The sequence below is a fragment of the uncultured Gardnerella sp. genome (assembly GCF_947280595.1).
Lineage (GTDB): Bacteria > Actinomycetota > Actinomycetes > Actinomycetales > Bifidobacteriaceae > Bifidobacterium > Bifidobacterium vaginale_A.
This window is the reverse complement of the sequence record NZ_CAMYOS010000017.1, coordinates 1-26,161: the sequence shown is the minus strand read 5'-3', so window position 1 is coordinate 26,161 and position 26,161 is coordinate 1. Positions and strand designations below refer to the sequence as shown.

Annotated in this window: 24 protein-coding genes and 1 pseudogene; 8 read left to right on the top strand and 17 right to left on the bottom strand. The window is 35.6% G+C overall.

Going from position 1 to position 26,161, the window contains the following annotated elements:
• The 5 genes from Q0X59_RS05325 to Q0X59_RS05305 all read right to left on the bottom strand — a co-directional run.
• On the bottom strand, window positions 1–1,662 hold a 1,662-nt coding region (locus Q0X59_RS05325), incomplete at its 3' end, for an ABC transporter ATP-binding protein (protein ID WP_297643707.1).
• A 298-nt stretch (window positions 1,663–1,960) separates the two neighbouring features.
• Entirely contained in the window at window positions 1,961–2,830 is an 870-nt protein-coding gene (locus Q0X59_RS05320; RefSeq protein ID WP_297643706.1) for a nucleoside phosphorylase, read from the bottom strand.
• A gap of 191 nt (window positions 2,831–3,021) precedes the next feature.
• Window positions 3,022–4,284 (bottom strand): ATP-binding protein, encoded by a 1,263-nt coding sequence (locus Q0X59_RS05315; protein WP_366517019.1) that lies wholly within the window; start codon window positions 4,282–4,284, stop codon window positions 3,022–3,024.
• Between the two features lie 285 nt (window positions 4,285–4,569).
• Window positions 4,570–5,124 (bottom strand): LemA family protein, encoded by a 555-nt coding sequence (locus Q0X59_RS05310; protein WP_297643703.1) that lies wholly within the window; start codon window positions 5,122–5,124, stop codon window positions 4,570–4,572.
• A gap of 121 nt (window positions 5,125–5,245) precedes the next feature.
• Window positions 5,246–6,232 carry a DUF3137 domain-containing protein gene (locus Q0X59_RS05305; protein WP_297643702.1) on the bottom strand — a complete coding sequence of 329 codons (987 nt, stop codon included), beginning with the start codon at window positions 6,230–6,232 and terminating at the stop codon, window positions 5,246–5,248.
• Window positions 6,233–6,582: 350 nt separating this feature from the next.
• Between Q0X59_RS05305 and Q0X59_RS05300 the strand changes: the two genes are divergently transcribed.
• From Q0X59_RS05300 to Q0X59_RS05280, 5 genes are all read left to right on the top strand, one after another.
• Window positions 6,583–7,182, top strand: a complete 600-nt coding sequence (locus Q0X59_RS05300; protein ID WP_075523768.1) for an ECF transporter S component — start codon at window positions 6,583–6,585, stop codon at window positions 7,180–7,182.
• A 140-nt stretch (window positions 7,183–7,322) separates the two neighbouring features.
• Window positions 7,323–8,123 (top strand): energy-coupling factor transporter transmembrane component T, encoded by an 801-nt coding sequence (locus Q0X59_RS05295; RefSeq protein ID WP_297643701.1) that lies wholly within the window; start codon window positions 7,323–7,325, stop codon window positions 8,121–8,123.
• Window positions 8,105–8,956: an ATP-binding cassette domain-containing protein gene (locus Q0X59_RS05290; RefSeq protein WP_297643700.1), complete on the top strand. Its 852-nt coding sequence runs from the start codon at window positions 8,105–8,107 to the stop codon at window positions 8,954–8,956. Before Q0X59_RS05295 ends, Q0X59_RS05290 begins: the two co-directional genes overlap by 19 nt.
• Window positions 8,956–9,774 carry an ABC transporter ATP-binding protein gene (locus tag Q0X59_RS05285; RefSeq protein ID WP_297643699.1) on the top strand — a complete coding sequence of 273 codons (819 nt, stop codon included), beginning with the start codon at window positions 8,956–8,958 and terminating at the stop codon, window positions 9,772–9,774. Before Q0X59_RS05290 ends, Q0X59_RS05285 begins: the two co-directional genes overlap by 1 nt.
• Window positions 9,775–9,925: 151 nt before the next feature.
• Window positions 9,926–11,278, top strand: coding sequence for a hypothetical protein (locus tag Q0X59_RS05280; protein ID WP_297643698.1), 1,353 nt, complete (start codon window positions 9,926–9,928; stop codon window positions 11,276–11,278).
• 329 nt (window positions 11,279–11,607) lie between these two features.
• Here the strand turns inward: Q0X59_RS05280 and Q0X59_RS05275 are convergent, their stop codons facing one another.
• Both Q0X59_RS05275 and Q0X59_RS05270 read right to left on the bottom strand, forming a co-directional pair.
• A complete protein-coding gene (locus Q0X59_RS05275; protein ID WP_297643696.1) occupies window positions 11,608–12,303 on the bottom strand; it encodes a nucleotidyl transferase AbiEii/AbiGii toxin family protein in 696 nt (231 codons plus the stop codon).
• Window positions 12,304–12,463: 160 nt separating this feature from the next.
• Window positions 12,464–13,069, bottom strand: coding sequence for a type IV toxin-antitoxin system AbiEi family antitoxin domain-containing protein (locus Q0X59_RS05270; RefSeq protein ID WP_297643694.1), 606 nt, complete (start codon window positions 13,067–13,069; stop codon window positions 12,464–12,466).
• A gap of 990 nt (window positions 13,070–14,059) precedes the next feature.
• On the opposite strand from Q0X59_RS05270, the gene cysK reads away from it, so the two are divergent.
• Together cysK and epsC are read left to right on the top strand one after the other, a co-directional pair.
• On the top strand, window positions 14,060–14,992 hold the full coding sequence (gene cysK, locus Q0X59_RS05265; RefSeq protein WP_103043167.1) for a cysteine synthase A: 933 nt from the start codon (window positions 14,060–14,062) through the stop codon (window positions 14,990–14,992).
• 154 nt (window positions 14,993–15,146) lie between these two features.
• Window positions 15,147–16,040, top strand: a complete 894-nt coding sequence (gene epsC / locus Q0X59_RS05260) for a serine O-acetyltransferase EpsC (protein ID WP_297643691.1) — start codon at window positions 15,147–15,149, stop codon at window positions 16,038–16,040.
• A gap of 118 nt (window positions 16,041–16,158) precedes the next feature.
• On the opposite strand, the pseudogene Q0X59_RS05255 reads toward epsC, so the two are convergent.
• The 8 genes and pseudogenes from Q0X59_RS05255 to Q0X59_RS05220 form a co-directional block, all read right to left on the bottom strand.
• A pseudogene (locus tag Q0X59_RS05255) lies at window positions 16,159–16,268 on the bottom strand (N-acetyltransferase); the annotation flags it as partial.
• Between the two features lie 78 nt (window positions 16,269–16,346).
• Window positions 16,347–17,687 (bottom strand): MFS transporter, encoded by a 1,341-nt coding sequence (locus Q0X59_RS05250; RefSeq protein WP_297643689.1) that lies wholly within the window; start codon window positions 17,685–17,687, stop codon window positions 16,347–16,349.
• A 378-nt stretch (window positions 17,688–18,065) separates the two neighbouring features.
• Window positions 18,066–18,467, bottom strand: coding sequence for a GNAT family N-acetyltransferase (locus Q0X59_RS05245; protein ID WP_075523759.1), 402 nt, complete (start codon window positions 18,465–18,467; stop codon window positions 18,066–18,068).
• 176 nt (window positions 18,468–18,643) lie between these two features.
• Window positions 18,644–19,408, bottom strand: a complete 765-nt coding sequence (locus tag Q0X59_RS05240) for a hypothetical protein (protein ID WP_297643687.1) — start codon at window positions 19,406–19,408, stop codon at window positions 18,644–18,646.
• Between the two features lie 104 nt (window positions 19,409–19,512).
• Complete coding sequence (locus Q0X59_RS05235; protein ID WP_297643685.1) at window positions 19,513–20,286, bottom strand: DNA-binding protein; 774 nt, start codon at window positions 20,284–20,286, stop codon at window positions 19,513–19,515.
• 275 nt (window positions 20,287–20,561) lie between these two features.
• A complete protein-coding gene (locus Q0X59_RS05230) occupies window positions 20,562–21,584 on the bottom strand; it encodes an InlB B-repeat-containing protein (RefSeq protein WP_297643683.1) in 1,023 nt (340 codons plus the stop codon).
• Window positions 21,585–22,033: 449 nt separating this feature from the next.
• Entirely contained in the window at window positions 22,034–22,495 is a 462-nt protein-coding gene (locus tag Q0X59_RS05225) for a hypothetical protein (RefSeq protein WP_103043172.1), read from the bottom strand.
• A gap of 669 nt (window positions 22,496–23,164) precedes the next feature.
• Window positions 23,165–23,470: a hypothetical protein gene (locus Q0X59_RS05220; protein WP_103043173.1), complete on the bottom strand. Its 306-nt coding sequence runs from the start codon at window positions 23,468–23,470 to the stop codon at window positions 23,165–23,167.
• Between the two features lie 965 nt (window positions 23,471–24,435).
• Here Q0X59_RS05220 and Q0X59_RS05215 point away from each other — a divergent pair.
• A complete protein-coding gene (locus tag Q0X59_RS05215) occupies window positions 24,436–24,735 on the top strand; it encodes a hypothetical protein (RefSeq protein ID WP_075523545.1) in 300 nt (99 codons plus the stop codon).
• Window positions 24,736–24,911: 176 nt separating this feature from the next.
• Here the strand turns inward: Q0X59_RS05215 and Q0X59_RS05210 are convergent, their stop codons facing one another.
• Together Q0X59_RS05210 and Q0X59_RS05205 are read right to left on the bottom strand one after the other, a co-directional pair.
• Complete coding sequence (locus Q0X59_RS05210) at window positions 24,912–25,544, bottom strand: hypothetical protein (RefSeq protein ID WP_075523544.1); 633 nt, start codon at window positions 25,542–25,544, stop codon at window positions 24,912–24,914.
• 413 nt (window positions 25,545–25,957) lie between these two features.
• On the bottom strand, window positions 25,958–26,161 hold a 204-nt coding region (locus tag Q0X59_RS05205), incomplete at its 5' end, for a type II toxin-antitoxin system antitoxin, RelB/DinJ family (RefSeq protein ID WP_297643679.1).

The window sequence follows — 26,161 nt, the reverse complement described above, 5'->3', positions numbered from 1 at the left end:
AGTTACAACAAGTCGAAGAATTCCTTGCAAATCCAAAATAGACTGCGTTACGTTCACGCTCGTCTCGTTATCTAACGCGCTCGTTGCCTCATCAACCAACAGAATCTCGGACTTTTTAAGCAAGCTTCGAGCAATAGCAATACGCTGCTTTTCTCCGCCAGAAAGATGACAACCATTCTCGCCGCACTGATAATCCTTGCCTTTAGCTGCAATCAAATCATCCAAACCAGCCAAGTGAATCACGCGATCCACTTGTGCATCCTGGAATGGCTTAAAAAGCGTAATATTATCTAAAATCGAAGCATCAAACATAAACACAGACTGCTGCATAAGAGTCGTCTTATCGTAAAGTGAACTCTTGCTCACATTGCTAAGCTCGTGATTATTCAGCTGCACGCTACCTTCATAATCCTTGTAGTATCCCATAAGCAGATTAATCAAACTACTCTTACCAGCGCCACTTGGTCCTACTATCGCGTAAGATTTTCCAGCTTGCAAAGTTAGACTCACGTTTTTCAAAACTTTATGATCCGCGTCATAAGCGTACGAAACATCGCGCAAAACAACGCTTTTAATAGAATCGCCAATTTTCTCGCCAAAATCTTCCTTAGCGTTACTCATATAATCAGCCATCTTACTAATAAGCTTCTTAGCGCCCTTCATCTCGCCAAGCATTTGCGGAAGACTTGCAATTGGCTGAAGCACTCCATTCATCAAATTAGTGAAAGCTAAAACCATGCCAGCAGTAATAACACCAACGTGAGCGTTAACCATCCAAGCGCCAACAAGCATCACGCCAAGCTGAGTTCCAAGACTTGAAATTGTGCCAAGAGCAGAAACGGTAGTCATCGTTTTCTCGCGAAGATTCTTCGTATGCTCAAGCTCCATCGACTGATTTTTGTAGCGATCAATAACCTCCTGCTCCGCCTTAAAACTCTTAATAACCGAAACGCCGTTCAAAACATCCTTCGTCAAAGCTGTGTAAGACTCATTCGACTTAGAAACCTGCTCCTCACGAATAGCAATTCCGTTAGCCGTAAGAATCGAGCACGCCATAGGAAGCACAGAGATAACAAGAGCAATAACAGTGAGCAGCGGACTGTAGTAAATCATAAGAGCTAGAGAGCTCACAAGCATAAGAACGTCTTGAACAAAATCAAAAATCTTCTTCAAATACTTTTCTTGAATACGCTCGCAATCATTAGTGAGTACAGAAAGATACGTTCCGGAATTAGCAAGCGAAAAATCACTATAACTCTTTTTTAAAAGCTTCTTAATAACAGACTCTTTATACTGGTTCATTGCTTTTTCAAGAAAACGAGGGTACGCACTGCGCTTCAATGCGAAAATCAGAGAGATTGCAAGCATAAAGAAAACAACAAGCAGCAAAATAGCAGTTAAAGAGAAATTTCCTTTGCCAGCCATATAGTCGAAAATAATTTGCAAAATCCAAGAAATAGCAGTGTAAATCATAGACAAGGCAATAAAAACTATCATAGAAAGAAAAGCTACAAACTTGTTTTCTTTGAAAAATAGTTTTACGTAATTTTTTACATCAGGATGTAGTTTGGGCGATTGCTGATTCTCGGGCGATTGCTGATTAGCTGCAATATTTTGATTTGCAAGTGAATTATGATTTGCCGCGTTGTCAGTTTTGCTCATTCTCACTACCTCTCACTTCCCTTATATATCTCTTATGTTTTTACTATCTTTAATAGTTCTAGTATTTCTACTATCTCTTCTCTAATAGCATTTTCGTAACTAGCATTTTCATAAGCTATTTGCTTATTCACTCGCTACAGAACATTGAAAGTAACATTATCATACTTATCATGCTTAATTACACCTATAAATACTTAAACGCATTTATACGTAATTCTTGACAGAAATAATAAGCATAGAGTTAAAAAAAAAATCAAATTAAAACGCTGATTTCATATGCAATATCAGCATAAACGTGTCAAATTCGCAACACTGCTTCAATACAAAGCTCAAGAGCATACGCTTTAGAATCTCCACCCCAATTTCGCTCATCATAATTTTCAACATCGTGCAAAGTATCTGCAGTATAAAGAATCTCACCCCAAACAATCTCGCGCATTTGCGCACACGCCGCTAAAGCGGAACACTCCATCTCCACAACCGCGCATCCCTCCTGCTTACGGTTAGCAACTTTCGTCTTAGTTTCACGGAAAAACCCATCCGTAGTCCACGTCTTAACTTCATGATAAGGCAAATTATGCGCCTGCAAAGTTTGCAAAATAGCATGCCTCGAACGCTCTGAAACGTCAACATAACGACTTGGAGGCAAATAATGATAAGAAGTCCCCTCATCCCTTAAAGCTTTATACGGAACCAGAAAAACGTTTTCCGCATAATCAACTAGCGATCCGCAAGAACCAGCACTAACAACTTCCCTAACGCCGTAAGAAATCAACCAATCCAATATCTGAACAGCGGCAGGAGCGCCAACTGGAGCCTGTACTAAGCAGATTTTTTGCGGCTCTTCTTCTACTTCACTGTTTGTTTTCTCACTTACGTTCTGCCTTACTTTTTCATTTGCTTTCCCATCCGCATTCTCATCTGCTTTATCCCCTACTCTTTTCTTTACTTTTTCTTCCAAAACATATATCGGATATTTTTTAGTCGCAGATTCAAAATTTGCTACAATCGTGGCTTTCCTACTTAAAGCATACTGATCAATTTCATCGCCTAAGAAAGCAAAAACCGCTTTAGATGGAAGCTGAACAGAAATATTATCGTGTTTTGGCATTAAAACTGCACTTTTATCGGAATCATACTCTAAAATCGGTAAATCATATTCTGTCATACAATCAACTCCGTCATACAATCAACTCCGTCATACAATCAACTCCGTCATACAATCAACTAATTCTACAAGCCATTCAATCCTATATACCAGTATGCGCATTATCGCACAAAATCACAAAGTAGCCAATCGATGCAATTTTGCACTTAATGGCTATTAGCGACAGCTCAGCTGTTAAAAATCATAAAGCCCTACAAGTAAATAGTTTCAGGATTAAGAAGAAAATTCAGTAATCCCAATACAAGAACACCTTCCTCAGTGTGCCAAGGCTTCACGCTACCGGCAACAAGAATAATCTTACGGAACGCATCACTAATATTCATCAAAGACTTTTCTTCTTGCAACGTCTTCTCTCTAGTAGGTAGAGCAAGTGCAGATTGAATATAAAATCTTTGATCTGCCTTATTTACAACAAAATCAACTTCTGTTTGTTTGCGAACTGATTTGCCATTTTTATTCACTTCACTAACCTGCACACTACCAACATCCACCTTGTAACCGAGACGTTTTAGCTCATTGTAAATAATATTTTCCATTATGTGAGTTTCTTCCATCTGCCTAAAATCAAGAAGCGCATTCCTTACGCCAAGATCCGTAAAATAATACTTCACAGGACTACCTATATACTTCCTGCCTTTAATGTCATATCGAATAGCGCTCTCTAAAAGGAACGAATCTTCTAAATAAGAAATATATCTTTCAACAGTCGTTCTTGTAGTTGAGACCTGTGAAACTGATTTAAACGTTTGCACAATTTTTCTAGTACTAGTTAAAGCACCAATAGAAGAAGCAACTACCCTAGTAACATCATCAAGTTCACTTCTTTTTCGTATTGCATGACGGTCAAGAATATCTCTTTTATACGTATTTTCAAAAACTGATTGAAGAAACTCACGTTTCTGCTCATCGTTTTCCATTAAAACAGCTTGAGGAAGGCCGCCAAATCTCCAATATTCTTCCCAAGCATCTCGTTCATCCTTTTCACTAACAGACATGAATTCAGAAAACGAAAGAGGGTAAATTCTAATCTGATCACTTCTTCCTCTAAACTCTGTAACAATATCCGATGAAAGGAATTTAGAATTACTACCGCTAACGTAAACATCTAGATTACTAATATGCAAAAAACTATTAAGCACATCTACAAAATCGTCCATCATTTGAACTTCATCAATAAACAGATAGTATGTCTTATCGTCTTTCAGAAGCTCATCAACATGCGCAAGAATATTATCAGGGTTACGCAAGTCTTTATTCCTTCTATCATCTAGTGCTATGCGGATAATATGATTATCTTCTATGCCATCCGCAATCAAATAATCATAAAATAGTTTCATCAAAATATACGTTTTTCCACATCTGCGCATGCCAGATATTACCTTGATAAGACCATTATTTTTTGCAGACGCGAGCTTTTGAATATAATAGTCTCTCTTTATTTCTTTAACAGGCATATCTAGTATCCTTTCAATAAGCGTATTATGCGAACATACCGCGATACCGCTATACAAAGCTCTTATTGTTATGCAAATCTTTCCGCAAGCAATGCAAGAAGCAAGCATAACTAGTCAATCCCAAGTAGCCAATCGCTGCAAATCTGCACTTAATGGCTACTATTATAATCTGGATAATTTAAACTCTCAATATCCAAAGTAGCCAATCGCTGCAATTTTGCACTTAATGACTACTGCATATTGTTAATCAAGCTATTAAACGAATTATCTAGCACAATATTCTATCTAACACAATATGCTATCTATATTCTTCTTGTTGCTTAGATCATCTTCGTCAAGAAAATCCATCTGCTTTATTCCGCTTAAGCCTGCAATAAGAGATACTGGGAAAGTAACAATATTTTGATTAAGAACGCTGATATTACTATTTACGATTCTTTTTGCTGCAGCAAGCTGCTCGTTTTCATCGTTTATTTCCTCTTGCAAATTCAAAAACTGCTCAGAAGATTTTAATTCCGGGTAAGCTTCCGCCAATGCATAAATCTTCCCTATTGCATGATTCTGATTTTTTATTACAGAACCAGAATCCACAGAGCTTAAGCCCCCTCTTAAACTAACCAAATCTACTAAGGTTGTTTTTTCGTATTTTGCAAATGACTGCGCAACTTTGAGCATTTGGCAAATCGTATCGTATCTTTTAGCGAGCGCAATATCAACATTTTTCTGCGACTCTTCTATAATCACCCTGTATTTTCTTAGCCTATTTAACGTGCCAATAAACCAAGCAATAAGCGCTACAATCACTACTGCAACACCAATTAGAAAAGTGTTTATATCCATAATATCTCCTTTAGTTTTAGTCTTTCTCTTGTCTTAGTTTTTTATAATCTTAATTTTTTATAATCTTAGTTTCTCTATTATTAGTTTTTATAGTTTTAGTTTTCTTTAGTTTTAGTTTTCTTTAGTTTTGCAATTTCTCGTTAATCAGTCTGATTATTTCGTAATATTCAGCCAAAACATCTCTAAATCTTGCATATTCTCTTATTAAAGATAGGTTTTCTACTCCAGATTTTCCAGGAGTGCCTAATAGATACCGACCAGAGTCAAAAGCTGCAATAATATGCTCACTATCTAAATATATGCAAACTCTCATTCTTTTTTGCAAATTATTCAATACTTCTATAAAACTTGGATCTAATACCAGTTTTGTATAAAAATCGTCTGTAGAAAAGATTGAATACGAGTTGTTAAATTCAATGGATTCTGTTTGAACTTCGCTCTCCTCTTTCATTTTTCTACCATAGTATCCATTTAGTTTTTGCCCCATAAAGTTCTTCCCAGTAACAGGAACGATTCTAATATGACCATTTATATTGGTTTTTGAATTTATCAATAAAACTTGCCCAATAAAATCCGTTTTCTTAATAGTTTTTCCACTTTCACTTATAGAAGTGTGCATTGCTTGCATGTTTGAAAATTCAGTTTTGAATTCATCGCCAAAAATTATGTGGCGACTTGAATAATAGATACTAGATATTGGTAGAAGATTAGCAAAAATATCGTCATCAATTCCTTCAGAATTGTTTAATACTGTTCCAGGCAGAATCGCATTCAAAATCGGCGTTAAAACATTATTTGAATATAAAGAATCTACATCAACCTTTTTCTTCTCGAAAAACTTACCTACTAAACAAAATACAAAAGCAACCATTATGAGTAGGTAATATTTATAACGAGAGTAATCAATATTGGGGAAATACTTATATACTACAATTAAAACAATTATTAACGGTATAAACGGAATTAAGCGAGCAGGCTCAAAAGAATTACTTTTTACACCTTCTTTTAACTCATTTAATTTCCCTTGCATCTGGGTAGATTGTTCTATTTGCGCTAGTTTGTTTAAAACTTCTGGATTTGTAAATACGCTACTATGCTTTACATTCATCGTCATCTCCCTTTTATAATTGCAACATTTTTATAACAAAATTTTTATAAAATATAAAAGGCTCTTATATTTTTTTATCATAAATAATCATTATTTGGAATACTAGAATTTTTGATAGTTGAATTTGAAATAGTTGAATAAGAACCACTTTGATTTTGCTAGAGAAGTGATATAGCTGTGATTATTTTCCGCAAAAATTTAATACAAAACAAATAATAAAGAATCAGTTTAAATAACAAAAAATAAACAAGACTACAATTTATAACACATTATTTTTCAAGTACTTTAATAACATTTAGCAAAGCGTATAATGAACTTGAATTTATTCATATTTTGATAGGAGACTCTAAATGTTTAATCCTTCAAAAAATATTTGGAGCATAAAATTAACTACTGCTTCACTCGTGCTAATTCCTGCAGCTATTGGAATAAACTATGTTGCAAAACTATTCGCTAGCATGTTAAAACTACCTCTTTGGCTTGGATCATTAGGCACTTGCATTTCAGCATGCTTAGCAGGACCAATCGTAGGCGGAATCACTGGACTTTTAACTCACATTATTTACGGTTTAACAGCTGATCCAATTTCTACAGTTTATGGAATCACTGCTGCTGCAATTGGAGTAAGCGTTGGAATTGCTGCAAGATTGCAATATATGAACAAATGGCACCGCATTCTTATAACAAGTCTTATTGTTGCAGCTATATCCGTAATCATTTCTACGCCTCTAAACATGATTTATTGGGGCGGAACTACCGGAAATGTTTGGGGTGACGCTATTTTTGCAGCAATGGGTTCAAAAGGATTCTTTGCATCATTCGTAGATGAGCTTGTTATAGATATACCAGACAAGATTGTTGTTTTGTTCGTAGCAGCCGGAATTTATAAAGTTCTACCTAAAAGTTTAATATCTATTTATCAATCTAATGATGAAAATCTTGATGAATAAAAACAAGAAATATTAAATAAAAAATAAACGAATTATGCTTAAACGTTTATCAATAAATATTTAAGTGTTTATAAATAAATGTTTAAGCATAAAGCACATAAACCTCAAGCTTTAATATAAGCTCAATAAGACGAGATAAAATGAAAAGCATCAGCCTATTTGAAGATAAGCATTCATTTCTAAATGGACTATATGCAAAAACCAAACTTGCATACATAATATGCGCAATAAGTACGCCAAGTTTGATTGGAGGATATACTTCTTTCATTTTCTTCATTATTTTGAGCTTAATATTACTTGCAACATCAAAGGTTCTAGCAAAAATAAAAATCGTAATACAAGTTACTGGATTTATTATTATAACTATTTTTATAGTTCAAACTTTCTTCAGATCAGGAAACTATACGATTTTATTCAAACTAGGACCTTTGATTGCTCGCAAAGAAGGTTTCGAATTCGCAATGAAAATTGTGCTCAATATATTAAATATTTCATTCGCGTTTTGCGTTCTAACACTAACGACTAAACCTTCAGACATGATGCAAGAAATGATACAAGCAGGTTTTCCACCTAAAATTGGTTATGTTTTCGTTTCACTATTTCAAATTATTCCTCAAATAACACAACAAACTTCGACTATAGTTGACGCGCAAAGAAGTAGAGGATTGCAAACAAAAGGTTCTCTTATAACGCGCTTCAAAGCTTTCTTGCCTTTAATATCACCAATAATAATGTCTTCGTTTATGAGCTCTAAAGAAAGAACTATAGCTTTAGAAGTTCGCGGATTTTCATGCAACAGACAAAGAACATTCATAAAACCATTTAAGCCAAATAAATACAATACGCTATTTTTATGCGTTTGTTGCATTGCGATAATCGCAGCTACTCTTTATGCACTACTTCATAATTTAGGATATATAGCATGGCAGCTATTCATATAGAGCACTTAAAATATCGCTATCCTTATAGTAAAACTCTTGCACTAGATGACATTTCTTGCGATATCAATAAAGGCGAATTTATTGGAATAATAGGCGCTAATGGGGCTGGAAAATCAACGTTATCGCAAGCTATTTTAGGTCTTGTTCCTAATCTTTATCATGGTGCATACGGTGGCAAGGTTGAAGTAGACGGTCTTAATGTGAAAACTACTCCAATAGACAATCTTTGCAAAAAAGTTGGGCTAGTTTTCCAAAATCCTTTTAATCAAATTACAGGATCAAAACTTACTGTGTACGAGGAAATCGCTTTCGGACTTGAAAACATTGGAATTGAGCAAAACGAGATGCAAAATCGCGTAGAGAAAATTATGGAGATGCTTAACATTTCACATCTTAGAGATTGCTCTCCATACGATTTATCTGGCGGTCAAATGCAACGAATGTCTATTGCAGGCATTTTAGTTATGCAACCAGAAATAATAATTTTAGACGAGCCTACTTCACAGCTTGACCCTAAAGGTTCTGAAGAAGTTTTTAAAGTAGTAGAATCCTTAAAAAATCACGGTCAAACTATTATTATGGTTGAGCATAAAATGGGAAAAATCGCGCAATACAGCGATCGCGTAATGCTTTTAAGCGAAGGAAAACTCATTGATTTTGACACTCCGCAGAAAATATTTTCTCGCGAAGATTTAGAAGAACATGGAGTAAATCCTCCTATTTATACTCAAATTTGCAAAAAACTTGTCAAAAAAGACAATAATGGTTTATACCCGATAACTCTTGAGCAAACGTCACACATTTTAAGCTCGCACGAAGGGAATCGCTTATAATGACTCCTACTATTGAAATACGAAACGTATCTTATTCTTATGCTCCAAAAACGCAAATATTCAATAATCTAAATTTATCTTTTACGCCTGGAGCCTGCGCAATTATAGGTCGAAATGGCACTGGAAAAACAACTTTGCTAAAAATACTTAGAGGACTTCTTACGCCAAAATCTGGAAGTGTCTTATTAAATGGTGAAGATATTTCAAAACGTAGCGTTCCTTCTCTTGCTAAAAATATTGGTTTCGTATTCCAAAATCCAGATGACCAGATTTTTGAATCATCTGTTATACGTGAAGTAATGTTTGGACTTTTAAAAATTGGAATTAGTAAAGATCAGGCATTGCTCCAAGCAAAAGAAAGTCTAAAACTTGTAGGACTTTTAGATAAAAGCGAAATAAATCCTTACGATTTGAGTCTTTGCGAAAGAAAAATGATCTCTATTGCATCAATTTTAGCAATGGATACGCAGGTAGTTATTTTAGATGAGCCTACTATCGCTCAGGATGATAATGGAAAACGTTGCATTGAATCAATTATTAAAAGATTAGTTTGCCAAGGGAAAATCGTGATAGCAGTTCTACACGATATGGATTTTGTATCTCGAGTATTCAAACGCGTTGTTGTGCTTTCAAATGGTCAGATTATTTTTGACGGAAGCGCGCGCGAAGCTTTTATGCGAGATGACATACTTTCTAGTGCACAACTCTACAAGCCAGATGTTGTAAAACTGTGCGAAAAGTTGGGTTATGAAGATACATTCTTATCTGTTGAAGAATTTGTGAAAGACTATTTTAAGCGGAATAATCGCAAATATTAGCCTTTATTTTTACAGATTTATTTTTACAGATTTATAGTTGGCGTTCATATTGACGCGCTGCAATAAGCAAGCGTATACTATACACGGCTTTGATACAGGGGGCTAAAGCTTTTTTGTATCAACAAAATACAATATGAATCAGGGGAATACCATGTTACAAAATTTAGGTAACGGTAAAAACATTCACTCTAATATGTCTTTACCATTCAAAAAAATTGTATCTGGCGTGATTGTTTCGTTAAGCGTAGTTGGATTAGCATGCTCGCTAAGCTCTTGCGGATCGAATAGTGTAAAAAGCAGCGCAACAAAAACAGAAGACCAAAGAGTAAAAAAGTTAAGCGAATATAAGGTCGAATTCCTCATCACTGCAAACGATGACTTCGATTCCGCTTCCTCTCCTGTAATTATGCACTTCACCGGTGATGATGAAAATAATAAGGACGTTGACTTCTATCACGCCGTTGTCGCAAATGACAAGCCGGATATTATCAGCATGAAGCCTGGTCACTACAAGGTTGAAATGTCTGACTGCATGTTGTCTGACGGCAGTGTTCTTGCAACTGATTCTAACTATTTCGATGGTGGAATCGACATCAATAAGAACAACGACAATAAGATCGAAGTTAGCTTTGCTGACAAACTCGGCGCTAAAATCGTTGATGAATCCCGTGTAAATCGTTACGCAGACTTTGTAAAGACCGCTCTAAAGAACGGTGACGCATCTCTGTCTGGTGAAACAGGAAAAGCTATTGCCGAAACTGTTGCTAAGAATATTAAGACGTTTGCCGATATTCGTCATGTAGCAGCACCTGTTGAAAATTTCTCAGTAAATAAAACACCTCAGGGTCATACTGGTAGCACTAATACAAGCAATCCACACAAAAACGCAACCACGCATCAACCTCATAGTAATGCGCAAACTCATAATGAAAGTAATCCAACTCCAAAGCCGCAACCAAAACCAGTTGTTCCTCAACCTAAGCCTAATCCTGTAACCCCTAAGCCGAACCCTTCAACACCGCCGCAACCTAATCCTGTAACCCCTCACCCACATCATCATAACAATCATCCAGCACATCCAGTTGACCCTGCTCCACATCCTGTTCCACCAGCACCTCAGCCGGCAAACGATGTGTTTAAGACTGGTTTAATGCCAATTGGCTATCGATTCGCCTATAGCGTTGAAGATGAATGGCGTGGACATGATGTTATAATGGATCCTTTCAAATACGGCACAATTAACGCTGGTAATCGCAGTGTAACATATACTAAGGATACAGCTCGAATGTTTTTTGTAGACAATGTAAAGCCATATGACATCAAAATGCTTCGCGCCAATCTAAATGATTGCCATCATATGCTTCGTGGCTACTACACCATCAACATGCGTACCCATACGTTCACCTATGAAGTTGTCGGTGAAGCTCAGGTTCCACCGTACGACCCAGAAGCTAACCTTCCGGGACACCGTAGGGGAACCGTTCAGGGTGGATTCGATGACTAACCTATAAGATATAGGAGCTTGAACTGTAAAAAGTTCTTGCTCCTATATTTTTTCCCATACAAATGAACACCGCCGTCTTGCCTCCACGGGAGATATTTTGAGATTATATGCTTGAAATTCAAAAAGCATACTATTTCAAAATATTAATGAAAGGATAATGCTATGCCGAATTGGGTATATAATCAATTAGAACTTCAAAACAAAGAAGATGCTGAAAAAATCGCTAAATAAGCCAAACCCAAAGTATTCAATCGCTGCAAATTTACAACGATTGACTACTGGCGCACGTCTCCCAATGATTTAGACAAGTTATTCAAATAATAAAAAACTTAATCTACAATCTCATTATGAAAGAACATCAAAAAGAAATTCATATCTTGCATTATTTCTTCCCACAAAAGACTTTTAGCCCAAGGTGCTTTTCTTTGATAATCCTTCCACTTTATTCTCAACACTTCACTATCTTTAATCCTATCGAAAATTTCATTCACGTTACTCAGTAAATAAAGGGTATCCCTCGTTTGAGAAGCAGCGTAAAAAGCTTTAGCAATCTCTTCTTTCTTAAAGGCATTATCTCCTTGAGACACTCTAAGAGCATGCAAATCATAAAAATCTCGCATTCTAGTGTTAAATTCTTCCCTCACAAGAATTGTTTGCAACTTTTCCGCTAAAATCGTTGCAATTGGATAAGTCAACAAAGAGATAGATTCTGAAAACATTAAAGGCAATTCTGCTTCCATAGCAGATGGAGTAATAGCATGCCCAGTTGAAATATCGATTTTAACAGGAGTTTTTGTACCATCAAAATCTGCAATTAGGCCAGCTCGAACCCCTGGATAGTCAGATTCTTGCATAATAGAATCAAGTGTTTGCAGCGTAAATTTAACACCGTCATCAATATTAATAGATATTACATCTGATATAAAAATACGCACATCATCTTCACTAAGAGAAATATTTTGCATAGTTGTATCAATATCCATTGTTGTACGAAGATTTACGCCAACAAGATAAGAAATCAGCATTCCACCTTTTAGAACAAAATTGTCTTTATAGTGCGAGCGAGAAACACGATCTAAAAAAACGCTCCATCATATATACGCTCATTAGCACACGAGGATCTGAGTTATTGTGTTCGACGAGGTTTTTGATTCTACCTCTTATTTGCGCATCCGTTAAACCCATTTATAGTAACACCTCAAAATACTTACGAACAACATTGTTTACTCTAAAAAGTTTCGCATATTCCATCAACAAATTAAGATCTTTGTCTTGTCTAGCAATATAGGATTTCAAGATTGTATTAAATTCTTGAATTTCAATTAAATTTCTGCTTCTAAACGCATCACAGACACTTCTTTCAAGATCATACATTGGCACTTTATTACCGAGATTATCCGTGACTAAAATCTTTCCAACTTCAAGCAATTCCTTTTTTACGCTATAAACTTTCACATTGCACGATGCTTTCAGTCGGTGAGCATTAAAACCACTATAAACAGTAATAGTGTGAGTAATTGGCTCCATATCAACTAATCCATGATAAAAGAAAGCTTCGTCGTGAGAAAAAACAGCGGATGGTGAACGCTTATGAATAAGAAGCAACTCATCTACCCACGAGTCTTTAGAAGCATATATTCCACCGCTTAACTGTTCTAGTTCATTATCTTTAACAAATTTATAAAACTTATATTTTGACAGTCCGCGAGATTTCGCTTCTTTTAGAGTAAGCATATTGCTGCCATTGGCATTTAATAATGTAGCGATAACACTCACCATCCTTTCGTGCATATATTGTAACTTATATTAGCACGATTGGATGAATTATATTAAATTTCACTATCACTATTACTATCACTATTACTATCACGATTTACGCTAATAGGATTCTGCGATTGCCACACACCTACTTAATGACACGTTTACGCTGATTTAATACATTATATCAGCATAAACGTATCAAATACGCAAGCAAATAGTAAAGTGCAAATAGCCAAACCACATTTAACCAAATCCCAAAGTAGCAAATCAATGCAAATTCGCAGGCAATTGGCTACTATCGCCAAACAGAAACACTCACGCAGCGCGACGACCTGCCTGAGCGCATATAGCGTAGCGCGCGAAGGCAACTCGGAGCGGAAACTCGCTTAAGTTGGAAGTCCAGTGGACTTCCAACTTAAGCGAGTTTCGTAAGCGAGCGCGCAATCAGCGCGAGCACCAACTGCACTAGTGTCCCAAAACAGACAGAATCAGACACTCGCTCAGAAAAGGAATACACATCAAGAACTAGCAGACACAAATCAAATTTGACAAACACAAATACATTCGCTATAGTCTTCACTTATCACCATTTCGAGAAGTAAAAGGAGTGCACATGTATCATACAAATATGATGACAAATTGTTGTTGTAACGTATGCTGTTGCGCATTTCTTAATCGAAATGATGTTTGCAAGCACTAAGTATGCATAACATCTAGCCTGTGTTAAAAGCATTTACGTTAAAACACAGCAAATTACGATTCAAGAAACAGCGCGCTGTTTCTTTTTTTATGCCAAAAATCGGGTTATTTCGGGTTATTTCCCAAAAATCGAATATAAAACGTTAAAAAGATAACAATTTAATACGCGTTAAATATTAAAGCGAATAAATTTAAACGAATAAATGGCATCTTTAGAAACAACTAATAAAACAGTAGTCGCTTTATTGATAAAAATTGTTTTTTAAAAATTAAAAACAAAACATAAACAAAACAAATAACAAACAAGTAAGGGGAAATATTATGTCTAATATCTACAAGTCCGTACAAGAACTCGTAGGAAACACTCCACTTCTGGAGCTTACACACATTGAAAAAGAGTACAATCTATCAGCAAAAATCCTTGTAAAACTCGAATACTTCAACCCAGCAGGCTCTGTAAAAGACCGCATTGCAAAGCAGATGATTGAAGAAGCGGAAGAAGAAGGTACGCTTAAACCGGGCTCTATAATTGTTGAGCCAACTTCTGGAAACACTGGTATTGGTCTTTCAATGATTGCGCAAACAAAAGGATACAAAAGTATTATTGTTATGCCAGAAAGCATGTCTATTGAACGCCGAAAACTTATGAAAGCATACGGAGCCGAGCTCGTGCTAACTCCTGCTAAAGATGGAATGAAAGGCGCGATTGCCAAAGCGAAGGAAATCGTTGAGAATACGCCAAACGCGTGGGCTCCAGGACAGTTTACCAATCAAGCAAATGTACACGCTCATTACAACACAACCGGTCCAGAAATTTGGCAAGACACTGACGGAAACGTGGATATTCTGATTGCTGGAGTTGGAACAGGTGGCACAATCACCGGTACAGGAACATATTTAAAGGAACAAAATCCGCATCTGGAAGTGATCGCAGTAGAACCAGCCAACTCCCCTGTGCTTGAAGGCGGAAAGCCAGGAGCGCACAAGATTCAAGGAATTGGCGCAGGATTCGTGCCAGATGTGCTCAACCAAAATATTTACGATCGTATTGCTCATGTAACCGATGAAGACGCAATTGAAAGCGGTAAGCTTATAAGTAAAAAAGAAGGCGTTCTAGTAGGTATTTCTTCCGGAGCTGCAGTTTGGACAGCGATTCAAGAAGCAAAAAGAGAAGAAAACACGGGAAAAACCATCGTTGCAATACTTCCAGATTCAGGAGATAGATACTTGTCTACTGCATTATTTGAAGACTAACTGTATTTAGCATCACTACTATAAACACGCAAGTTTTGATTAAATAATAAATGGATAATAAATGAATAATAAATAACATTATTAGATAATGATCAAAACTGTAGAATAAAGAAAATAGCAAATAAAGAAAATAGCAAAATAACGGGAGAAATGTATGAGTGATCGCCTTGACCTTATAAATCAACTGAACTCAATTCACGATTCAGACATAAGGCAAGCTACATTCATACCTAATTACCGAAATATTATTGCACTCATACATGCGACTCAGGCTCTACTTTTGCCTGAGTTGCATGTGCATAATGTAAGAGGCGGAACTCAGCAACTCAACGATACTTTGAACACTAATGCTAGTTTGAACACTAATGCTAGTTTGAACAATAACGATACTTTGAATACGGTTACTTCAAACGCGTTAGAGACTATAGAACGCATTATATTCAACGAACTTCAATGCTACACAAGCAACACAAATAAAATTCGAGAAATTTGCGATCAATTTATAAATACTCTTCCTACAATTAAAAAGCTACTTTTAACAGATATTCAAGCAATATACGAAGGAGATCCTGCTTGCACAAGTAAAGTAGAAGTAACGCTCGCATATCCTGGTTTTTATGCAATGCTTATTCACCGCACAGCTCACGCACTCTACGAACTTAACGTGCCGTTAATTCCTAGACTTATGAGCGAATATGCACACAGAAAAACCGGAATTGACATTCATCCGGGCGCAAAAATTGGTGCATATTTTTGCATTGATCACGGCACTGGCATTGTAATTGGCGAAACAACTAAAATCGGAGAGCATGTTAAGCTTTATCAAGGAGTAACACTTGGTGCGAAAAGCTTTGCTCTAGATGAGGATGGAAATCCTATAAAAGGCGGAAAACGACACCCAAATATCGGCAATAACGTAGTAATTTATGCAAATGCTACGATTTTAGGTGGAGAAACTACAATTGGCAGTGGAAGTATAATCGCAGCAAACGCGTGGATAAACCGCAGCATTCCTGCAAACACAACCTACCACTTTCCTAAAGCCTAATGCGCGATTAAAGTATAAATTGCACTTCTACTGTGTTGCTATTTCTACTTTTTGCTACTTCTACTTTTTGCTACTTCTTTTCTAATATAATGGCACTAAAAGCAACTAAATCATCTTATATGCAGACCAAATCTGTATACGCAGCCAGCCAACGGAATCATACAGCCTTAAAATATCTTTGCTATTATATTTTTCGTACTATTTTATTTGAACATCTGTTAAATTCATTTACAATAACACTCCCAAATATTGTGAAATCAACGTTACAATCACGTTGGAATTTACGTCAAAATCAACACCACACCCCTAGTCTGTAGCGTAACTAGTGTTTGGCAACTGAGGCAAAACAGCAAGCAATCCTGCTGTGAAAATCAGCGCAAGTATAGGCAAAAGCTGCCATTGGAACGTAGACGAGAACGCAAATCCAATCCAAGATCCGCTAGTAGCACCAATCGCGAACGCAAGACGCGCCCAACCGGAAAACTTAGCGAGCGCACTTCCTTTAAACAGAATTTGACGCGCAACAATAATCGGCTCTACTAGTAGCATTCCGCCAATCGCTTGAAGTAAAAATGCAAAGCACATCATTGGCAAATTATTAATAAACATAAGGCAATAAGAAAGCAAGCTCACAGCAATACCCAAAATCGCAACTTTTCTTAAGCCGAGTTTTTGAGACGAATGCGCATATAAAACGGACGCAAGCACACTTCCTACACCAGTGAAAATATACAATATCGTCAAAGAGTTAGAAGTATATTGCTTACCAATACCGAGAAGAATATAAGAAACAGAGCATGCAGGAATAAAAGCAACCAAGAGAGAACCCAAAAGAAGCATGATTTTACTCTTGAGCGATGGATTCGCAGATTTCTTAATAGTAGATTGGTTAGATGTAGATTGCTTAGATGCAGATTGGGAATCTGAGACATTTTCCAACTCCGTCTGCTTTTCTTGATTTTCTTGCGAATCTTGCGATTCTGGCGACTCTACCACTTTTTCGTTAGAAACCTCATCTACTTCGCAAGATGCTTGCGAGATGTCTTGTTTCATAATAAATCGCGTAGCACAAGCTGCAAAAGAAGTCACGGACGAGAAAATCAAAACCGCAGAAATGTGCCAGCTTGCAATCCAAGATCCTAATGGAGAACCGAGCAATGTTCCTGTAATACTCGCCAAAACGCTCACAATGCCACTGTAGTTGACAATCATGCTGTCATCGCCGCCGGCAGCATCAACCTCGAAAACTTCACTAGCAATATCAATCACTTGCCCCGTAATCAACAATGCGCAAGAAAGAGCAACAAGCGACCACTTCCACGCAGTAGGAGAGCCAAGCATAAAAAGCGGAAGTAAACTAAGCACGCCTTCTACGCCTTCAGTCATAGCAAGAGCGCGAAAACCGCCAAGCTTATCAACAATCCAACCAGAGCATGGCGAAAGAAAATCGGCAACCGTCATAAAAGTCTTACGAAAACCAATCACCCAAGCAGGCAAGCCCACAATAATAATAGAAGGCAAAACCGAACCCTCATACGCTTGATTGCCAAGCATAGAAAAACAGAAGCCAATAAGCGCCCATCGCAATGCAGGACTAATAGATCTCATACGAATAAAAATATTATTTTTGCTAAAAATTGACTTCACAGCAACCAACTCTCCCCTAATCCTTGATTTACACTATTGAACTTTATTTCATGCTATTGAACTTTATTTCATGTTATTAAGCAAATTAGTATAGTCAAACCTATTCACAAAGATTATTTTTATGCGAAGTCGCAAGACAAAATAGAATAAATTTTTATCATAAATACCAGTGTTATTCTTGACGTAGCGCTGTTCATTAACGCACTCTAGGTATAACACTCGTACAAACACACATTACATTCCAATAAGAACTACGCTACACTTTTATAAACGCACGTCACACTATGATTCACACACGTCACACTATGATTCAGGCACGTTACACTCTAAATACACAACGTCACACTCGTGTAAACGCTACATTCCGATAAGCACATATTACATTCTGATAAAAGCTACACATTCAATCTCATCTGAAGCAGTAAATCCAACGGAACGATAGAACGCTTTCGTTTTTTCTGTATTATCCGTTAGCAGTTCCAACTGATATACATCTTTGTACTTTTCCATAAGCGTCTTTAGTAACTTTGTACCAATACCTTTTCTCTGATATTTTGGCAATACGATGATATCTTGCACAAAAACGATCGTCTGTCCATCACCAACAGCTCTAATAATTCCCACCAATTGATCATCAATCGTTGCGCCGAGCACACAAAGTGAACCTGCATACGCACGTTCAAGAACATCAGTACGCTCTAAATAATTAGTCCATCCAACACTCTTGTAAAAATTAACAATCTCATCAAGACAAAAATTTTTGTACTCTCTAATCTCCATAATTCCCCACTCCTTTAGATTATGAGAAAATGTACAGAATTAATGCTTGCTCCATAAATATTATTAGATTGTGGATTGGAAAGAAACTCAGAGCTGATATGATAACAATGCTCAAAAGACTCAATTCTGACATGTTTAAATATAATGAAACGTCTGTATAAAATACGCATACAACTTTAAACGTTATATGCGTATTCTGCGAGAGTTTCAAGTGTGTCTAAGCCATTTAGCTTATGCTTGGCATCTAGAGCATCCCAATATATTGAATCTTTATTAAGTTTTAATTTTAGAAATCTTAATCTTTTATAATCGTTCTTACTGTGTAACCGTTTAGCTTCAGAATCTGGATCATCTATTAAAGATGCTAGTAGAGCTGCATCATATAAATGTTTTTCCTTATTACCCGTATTATCAGCATAATATGCAGCACTTTTCAATATAAGCGCTCCAAGCAAGTCAGGAATTCGTAGAATTGCTTCATTATCATCAGTTTTATCAATAAGTTTTACTAGAAGACTTCTCTCTATTGCTTGTGCCCCACCTGGCATTGATAAAAGTGGAATGTTAAATATATTCAGAAATCCTAATAGCTTTTTTGGAGCATGATCAGCAACTAGCACATCAACAGAATTATTATTGCAATTTTTGAATCTAGTTGCATATCCAGTTAATCCAGTTTGTAATACAAATCCCAGGTTGCTTAGAGCTCTATAAACTTGACGAACACTATCTTTATTAGAAATTACATCAATCAATAAATCCGCATCCAAAGTTGGACGTGATGTAATTCCATTCATTATTGCATGTAACTGAACCATAAGTCCGCCAGCTAAAAGCCATAGTGAATTATTGCACGATTTAGATAGTGCGTATATCATACTCCAAGGATGTGCACTACTAGTAATTTCAACAGTAGGCGTATGTACACTTATACCAATCATAAAAATCCCCCATTATCAAAACTCCCCAATATTTATTTTCTTAAATGTTAGCAAATAACATAATCATTTCATCAATATAATCTATGTTAATTGCTTTTTATAATTTATTTCGCATGATTGTATTCAGTAATCAGTTCTTCAAGCTTGCTTATTCCTGCTTGGCGCTCGCGAACGTCAAGAGATTCAGCCAAATCAGCAGCACACACTGCTATTGGCATAAAGGATTTTGTAAACATTTTATGGGTGTTTTTAGTAATTTGTAAATAAATATTTTGGCAAATAAGATCGAAAACTTTAAAATCATCTATAACTCGAAGTTTAACATTGGTAATTGAACTCTCTGCACCATCTTCCTTACTCTTAAGATGAAACTTATTTATTAAATCTTTCAGACTACTACTGCCTATATATCCTTCTATTTTGTCGGTTTGAGCAAGCTGGAATTGTGAGTGCATCTTCCCTGTTGCAGCAGAAAGCATTAAGTGTTGCGAAAGTTCTTCTAAACGCGATTTTCTACACCAATATTCCATTATTTTCGCTCGATTTTTAGAACGATTAACTAGCTCTTTAGCATTAACCGATTGCAAATACGATTGTATTCTATACTTCTGTTGCCTATTTACCCACGGAACTTCATAATTACTAAGCATAAACAATGCAGCAATAGCTAATGACGGAGCATAAGCTCTACCACTTTTAAGCTTTTGTTGTTTATAACGATTTACAGAATCTGATGAAATTAAGATCCTTTTACTTCCAAATGTGTATGTCGTTAGCAAATGATTAGAACATAATGCGCTAACTCTTTGAATGCTAACTTCTAGTTTAGCTGCTACCTCCTCACGCGTAAGAAGAGTATCATTCACAAAAATAGACATAATGTAAGTGTATCAAAATCATTTCGTTAAAGAAATAGTTTTGATACACATGAAATACTGATTTTATATGCAAATTAAATAAAAACAGTGTTCTTAAAAACAGTGTTCTTAAATGCATCGACCAATTCACTCAAACAGCCAAATCGAGGTTATTTCCCAAATCACGCACAAAAATCACGAGAAATCAGCTCATAACAACATATAAAAGATGGCTCTAACATATCGCTAGAGCCATCTTCATAAGAATATTCTACTTTCTTAAAAACAAGTAGTCTTTACTCATTACTTTCTTTCAACATTCTATTTTTGTAAATTATACTTAAACCTGCAATCGCAAACCCTAAAACAAACAGCAAGAACGGAAGAGCTGTTGATTCGCCCGTATTAGGAATTGCACTATGCTTCTTTACAGGAGTATTCTGCACAGGATCCGTATTCGGTTTAGGCGTAGGCAAAGGATTCTTTGTAAATATGGCATATACTGTCATATCACTATTAACAGGCGTTGTACCAGTAAACACATCACCCTTACCATCTGCTTGAGTATTCCACTCTTTAAAAGTAAAACCATCTTTAGTAGGATTCTTAGGCATTGATTGATCATCAATCTCATCATCATCAATAGCTTTACCACTCTCAACATTAACAGACGAATACTTATCAGCTCCGTTCATGAATGTAACAGTATTGCGCGTAACAGTATTACAATTAACAGTATTACATGTAACAGTATTGCGTATTCGCTTCCACTGAGCAGTAAACGCAGTATTAGCATCCAACTTATACGTATCACCAGGATTATATGTATTACCAGCAGCATCCACCCAGTTTAAGAACTGATAATCATCGCGAGTAGGCGCTTGAGAAAGCGTAATTTCTTTACCAGCTATAGTTACTTCGTCTTTAGTATTCTCATTTTTATTATTAAACACTCCTCCATTGGCGTCAAAAGTCGCACGAGCATTCCACTGTGCACGAAGTAAAAATACACCATCATACAATGGATCTAAAGTAGTATCATTGTATGCCCGCCAATCACGGTTACAATCCGAAAATAGCGAATTATTATCCCAATAGTAGCGTTTGCCTACCATATTATGCTCCTGATAATATTTAATATTAGGAAGCTCAGTAAACCAACCACCAAATTCCACGTTCTCTTTTGTTGGATTTTGTGGAAAATCAACACTGTTATTCTTTTTTACAAGTTCTAGAACACTATTGGTATTACCTTTTATATTCCCTCCCTGTAAGTCGAATTTCACATTCATTTTTCCAAACGAAATTCTAACAACCATAGGGTCATTATCTTTGTCGAGGTGATATTTGACTGTGAATTTAGAATAACCGCTTGGTTGAGAAATATATTCACGATCCTTATTATAAGAAAGATTATAACCGTCAGGAATGCTATTAGCATCAATCGTTATTGTTAATTTTTGTCCTATCGCAAAAAGTTTAAGATTGGCTTAATGGCTTGATGGCTTGATGGCTTAATGGCTTGATGGCTTGATGGCTTAATGGCTTGATGGCTTGATGGCTTAATAGCTTTATAGCTTTATAGCTTGATTTTAGGCATGATACCCATTCTCTTAACACCATGTCACATACAATATTAACTTATTATCTGAGAGTAGCGATGCTCTATGCTTTCTTAACAAGACTCATCTTCCCTTCGGGCATGAAAAAAGCCCTTTGATATAATCTCAAAGAGCTTTTTCACAAAATCATTTACAAAACTATATCACTATTTATGTTGCTGTATTCTGAGTGCATCGTTTAATGCATTCCAGCCTTTTTCACAAAAATTTATGTTTTCATTACATATAGTTTTGCCATTTTTCTCAATGATTACACTTGCCGCAAGAATACTATCGCTATCTTGCTCAACAACATCACCATTTGCGGTTTTCCATTTTACTAAAATATCACTTTTACTTAATTTACCTTTAAATGGAACAACAATCCGATTTGGCTCGTCAAACTTACTATCAGAATAGGTGTTGATAATTATTTTATCTTTTTGCTTGTATACATCTATGTAGTTATAGTTAGCCCTATATGAAGCTATTTTCTCTTTACTATCAATTTGAGCATTAAATGCATTATTATCAATATGATGCAAGAATAAGGTTATGAAACAAACGATAGCCACAACTATTGAAATACAAACTATCAGTATTTTCGTTTTTTTACTTAACTTATTCATGTTCCACCAATTCTAATATCTAGCTTCACTTTATTATATAGCAGATCATATTTTCTTTCATACATTCCAAGCAGCAGCAACAACAAAAACTACGAATATTCAAATCAGAACTACAATAATTACAATAACTACAATTATTCAAACGATCAAAACTACGCAAATCAAGGTTACGTGAATCCGAACTATACAAATCCGAACTATCAGAATCCGACTTACGTAGACCCAAATTACGTGAATCCAAATTACGTGAATCCAAATAGCCAGAATTATAACTATCCGAATAACCAGAACTACTCAAATTATCCGAATAACAATCCAAACTACCCGAATAATCCGAACAATTACCCAAATAATCCTAATTACCCAAATTACAACTAGTATTATTGCATAAAATACAGTTGGCTATTGGAACACGGATGCAGCCTGGCACGCACGCAAGAAAACTCAAACTAGCATTAAGATCAGCCTTTTTCTAAGCAATTTGTGCACTTCTTCATACTTTGCAGCGATTTTCACACTCCTTCAGGTTTACCAATACGCCTAATTCACATCCCACAAAAAATACCTAAACCAACTACGGAAAGTTATAATTGAATAGTGATTAAACTTTGCAAAGGAATAGTTTCTCATGACAAAAATGACAAAAAAACAAATAGTATATTTTTACACTTATATTGCTTGCATTATCATTATTCCAGTTGTCTTATCACTGATTGCCGATAGCATACCTAAAAACGACAGCCTATCTCCTAGCGGCCATCCGTTTGAGTTCATAGACGATAGAGCGTTTTTTATCTGGTTAGGTTTAGACCTTGGACTATATCTATATCCACTACATCTCATTTTTATTAACAAGACGACATTAAAAATATCTAAATCTTTGTTCCTACCATCTATTATTTTTGCAATACTTTTGCCACCAGCCGTTTTGATTTTATCAGATGCTTCTGCGCGAGAATTCTTCTTTATATTCATGTCTTACGTTGGTATAGCATTCGTTATACCATTTCTGATTATCTACTATATAAAACGCAAAATTTGATACAATTACCGAAATAAAAAATAGTTTACGAGATAGTTTTATGAAAAAATGTAAAACCGTAGCAAATATCCTTTGGGCATTAGGTGTTTTCTCATTACTTTTAGTGATTTTAGAAGAAAGTAACATTACGCATTTTCTTCCCATATACTTAGTCCATAAGCCTACAACTACAGAGCAAATTAACCTATCCAATACGCTAACGTTATCCATTTGCTGTATAGGCTATCTTCTTTTAGGCATATCACTAGTTCTTAAAATCGTTACCGCTACATCAACAAAGAAACTGCCTCAAACTAACAAGCCAATATATATAAAGGTCATACTTATCTCATTAAAAGTAGTAGCAGTCATTTTCACACTGCTAATAATTGCCTTCTCCTTATTATTTGCTTTCTTTTCCTTCCTAATTTTAGTTGTTGATTTTAATACTCCGCAATAAGTAACTCGAAATAAGAAGGAGTTCACAGCATTAAAATGCTATGAACTCCTTCTTACTATGAAAACTTGGACAGCCTTGATAATAAATGTCGTAAATAGGTTTAAAAAATGGATTACGATTAGCTGTATAAACCGTGGCAATTATCGAAACCCCTTTCCTCAAGCCCTTTATATATTGTTTAGTTCTTAATTCTCGACATCAAGCAAACACTCTCAACGAGTCTTGAATAAATTCGTTGTTCTTTAAGATTATTCGGATTTGTAAGCTGTTTTGCACTAAGATTCTAGTTGCATCACGTGTTGGATACAATGAAACTGTTCCTTCTGAATTCTGAAGCTTTATACAGTCTTTTTGCGCAGCATATAATAGGTCTTTAAAGATTTTTACCTACCACTTTTTAATTTTATTGCCTTTATTTCTACATTGAAGTATGTTATCAACAATAGGAGGTGCAAATTTATGGATAATAATGAAAATATTAATTTACCTACGAAAGTCACCATTACTTTAGATCTTGACAAATTATACAATGAACTAAAAGAAAATGGTTGGAAACCTAGTAGTACGGCTAAATACTACAAGCATTACATTCTTAAACATATTGGTAAAGAAGATACTATTCTTGGGCATGATGAAAGCGTGAGATATCTAATTGATTTGCTGACCACAATTTCATCCCGTCATTTCTTATCAATGATTGAACCAGGTCCTGGTAAAGACGCTCTTATAAAACGTGTTATACAAGAATATGAAAAATAGGGATATACAAATATTATTTTTTCTTATAGCCTATAGCAGCTTTATTTATTTTCTTACGTAAAATTATCAAATACCCCCCTATTTTTTCAAACACAAAAGTCTAACTTTTTTTTGGGGGGGCACGTGCACATCACATTTACATCTGATAACTATTTCTTAGTTCTAAGTAATATTATTTATTCAGCTCCTATGGCATTTAAAAAATCATTAAGTGTTTTTTCAGGTTCTTCGTTTTCTTTTACTAGTTTTATGCATTTTTTAGGAATGTAGTAGAATTTATTGGCTTCATCTCTTAAAATTATGAAATTTTTTTCTTCGCCTTTAGGGCAATTCTTGGGGTATAAAACTCCGTAGTGAGACCCATTTTCATTGGTATTTCTTACTAGCATAATTTGTTTAATTTTTTCCCCTTTTATTACTCCCTTCAAAGCATCATGTGGGTGAAAATTACCTGTAGTTATATCTACGTTATAATTGTTAGAATGTATTTTAGCTTTTTTATAATTTTTTTGTTTACTTATGCGATAAAATAAATTATTACCTTCTTCATCAGATAACTCATCATTTTCTTCATAATTTTTCAAATCTATTATATCCGTACTTGTATTTGTATTTAAATCATCTTCTGTAAGTCCAAAAGTATATGGCATTAAAAAAATTTTGTTATACTTAATCCTGTAAATATCCACTTCATTTTCTAGATCTATTACCCACCAATATAAATTTTTGAATTTATTACCTTTTCCTACAATCTTTCTAGCATTTTTTATTTCAGCAGCTAACTCTTCTTTCGAACTATCGTTACCCATAATAAACTCTCTTTCCTTCTTCGTAAAATCCACATACAAAGCCAGGTGCAAAGGGTGTGCATTTTTCTTACATCAATCTTGTACACTCAGCTCGTTTCGATACTAGCCTTTGGCATCAATACTACACTCTCCACGTAGATTGAGAGAACTTACGAGTATAGCTACACTTTTTTCAAGTGCACACTATGAATACTGGGTGCATTGTTTAACGATAGAAAATATCACAAAAAGATTTAAGATTAGCTTAATAACAACATTTACATTACAATTGTTCCAGTTGTTTAGTCTGGTCTCTTCTCACGTAGATAACCGCGAGTATTTCAACTTCTTTTCTACTCTCATCAACCCAAAAATAAACGTAATAATTTTTTACGCGTATTCTTCTAAAACCAAGTTCACACCACGACTGCTAATCAGCATTCAAGCTCTTCAAAAACATCATCCATCGGATAACTATCACTTTGAGCCGCCTGATCATAGCCTTTAGCCATCAAAGCATTAAACGTTTTCTCATCCATATAATCTTGTACTGGAAGAGACTTTGGAATAGCAAGCGAAAACAGAATACCCTTATTAAGAATGATTTGACGATAAAACATGTCAATAGCAGTAGCCCT

What these genes read in the sequence shown, in the direction of transcription:
- Q0X59_RS05270 (WP_297643694.1), bottom strand. Translation starts at nt 13,069, where the DNA reads ATGCACGAAAGGATGGTGAGTGTTATCGCTACATTATTAAATGCCAAT.
- Q0X59_RS05230 (WP_297643683.1), bottom strand. Translation starts at nt 21,584, where the DNA reads ATGGTTGTTAGAATTTCGTTTGGAAAAATGAATGTGAAATTCGACTTA.
- Q0X59_RS05220 (WP_103043173.1), bottom strand. Translation starts at nt 23,470, where the DNA reads ATGAATATAAAGAAGAATTCTCGCGCAGAAGCATCTGATAAAATCAAA.
- Q0X59_RS05280 (WP_297643698.1), top strand. Translation starts at nt 9,926, where the DNA reads ATGTTACAAAATTTAGGTAACGGTAAAAACATTCACTCTAATATGTCT.
- cysK (WP_103043167.1), top strand. Translation starts at nt 14,060, where the DNA reads ATGTCTAATATCTACAAGTCCGTACAAGAACTCGTAGGAAACACTCCA.
- Q0X59_RS05215 (WP_075523545.1), top strand. Translation starts at nt 24,436, where the DNA reads ATGGATAATAATGAAAATATTAATTTACCTACGAAAGTCACCATTACT.
- Q0X59_RS05225 (WP_103043172.1), bottom strand. Translation starts at nt 22,495, where the DNA reads ATGAATAAGTTAAGTAAAAAAACGAAAATACTGATAGTTTGTATTTCA.
- Q0X59_RS05240 (WP_297643687.1), bottom strand. Translation starts at nt 19,408, where the DNA reads ATGATTGGTATAAGTGTACATACGCCTACTGTTGAAATTACTAGTAGT.
- Q0X59_RS05305 (WP_297643702.1), bottom strand. Translation starts at nt 6,232, where the DNA reads ATGAATGTAAAGCATAGTAGCGTATTTACAAATCCAGAAGTTTTAAAC.
- Q0X59_RS05275 (WP_297643696.1), bottom strand. Translation starts at nt 12,303, where the DNA reads ATGCTGATTTCTTATCTTGTTGGCGTAAATCTTCGTACAACAATGGAT.
- Q0X59_RS05295 (WP_297643701.1), top strand. Translation starts at nt 7,323, where the DNA reads ATGAAAAGCATCAGCCTATTTGAAGATAAGCATTCATTTCTAAATGGA.
- Q0X59_RS05285 (WP_297643699.1), top strand. Translation starts at nt 8,956, where the DNA reads ATGACTCCTACTATTGAAATACGAAACGTATCTTATTCTTATGCTCCA.
- Q0X59_RS05210 (WP_075523544.1), bottom strand. Translation starts at nt 25,544, where the DNA reads ATGGGTAACGATAGTTCGAAAGAAGAGTTAGCTGCTGAAATAAAAAAT.
- epsC (WP_297643691.1), top strand. Translation starts at nt 15,147, where the DNA reads ATGAGTGATCGCCTTGACCTTATAAATCAACTGAACTCAATTCACGAT.
- Q0X59_RS05310 (WP_297643703.1), bottom strand. Translation starts at nt 5,124, where the DNA reads ATGGATATAAACACTTTTCTAATTGGTGTTGCAGTAGTGATTGTAGCG.
- Q0X59_RS05290 (WP_297643700.1), top strand. Translation starts at nt 8,105, where the DNA reads ATGGCAGCTATTCATATAGAGCACTTAAAATATCGCTATCCTTATAGT.
- Q0X59_RS05245 (WP_075523759.1), bottom strand. Translation starts at nt 18,467, where the DNA reads ATGGAGATTAGAGAGTACAAAAATTTTTGTCTTGATGAGATTGTTAAT.
- Q0X59_RS05300 (WP_075523768.1), top strand. Translation starts at nt 6,583, where the DNA reads ATGTTTAATCCTTCAAAAAATATTTGGAGCATAAAATTAACTACTGCT.
- Q0X59_RS05315 (WP_366517019.1), bottom strand. Translation starts at nt 4,284, where the DNA reads ATGCCTGTTAAAGAAATAAAGAGAGACTATTATATTCAAAAGCTCGCG.
- Q0X59_RS05235 (WP_297643685.1), bottom strand. Translation starts at nt 20,286, where the DNA reads ATGTCTATTTTTGTGAATGATACTCTTCTTACGCGTGAGGAGGTAGCA.
- Q0X59_RS05320 (WP_297643706.1), bottom strand. Translation starts at nt 2,830, where the DNA reads ATGACAGAATATGATTTACCGATTTTAGAGTATGATTCCGATAAAAGT.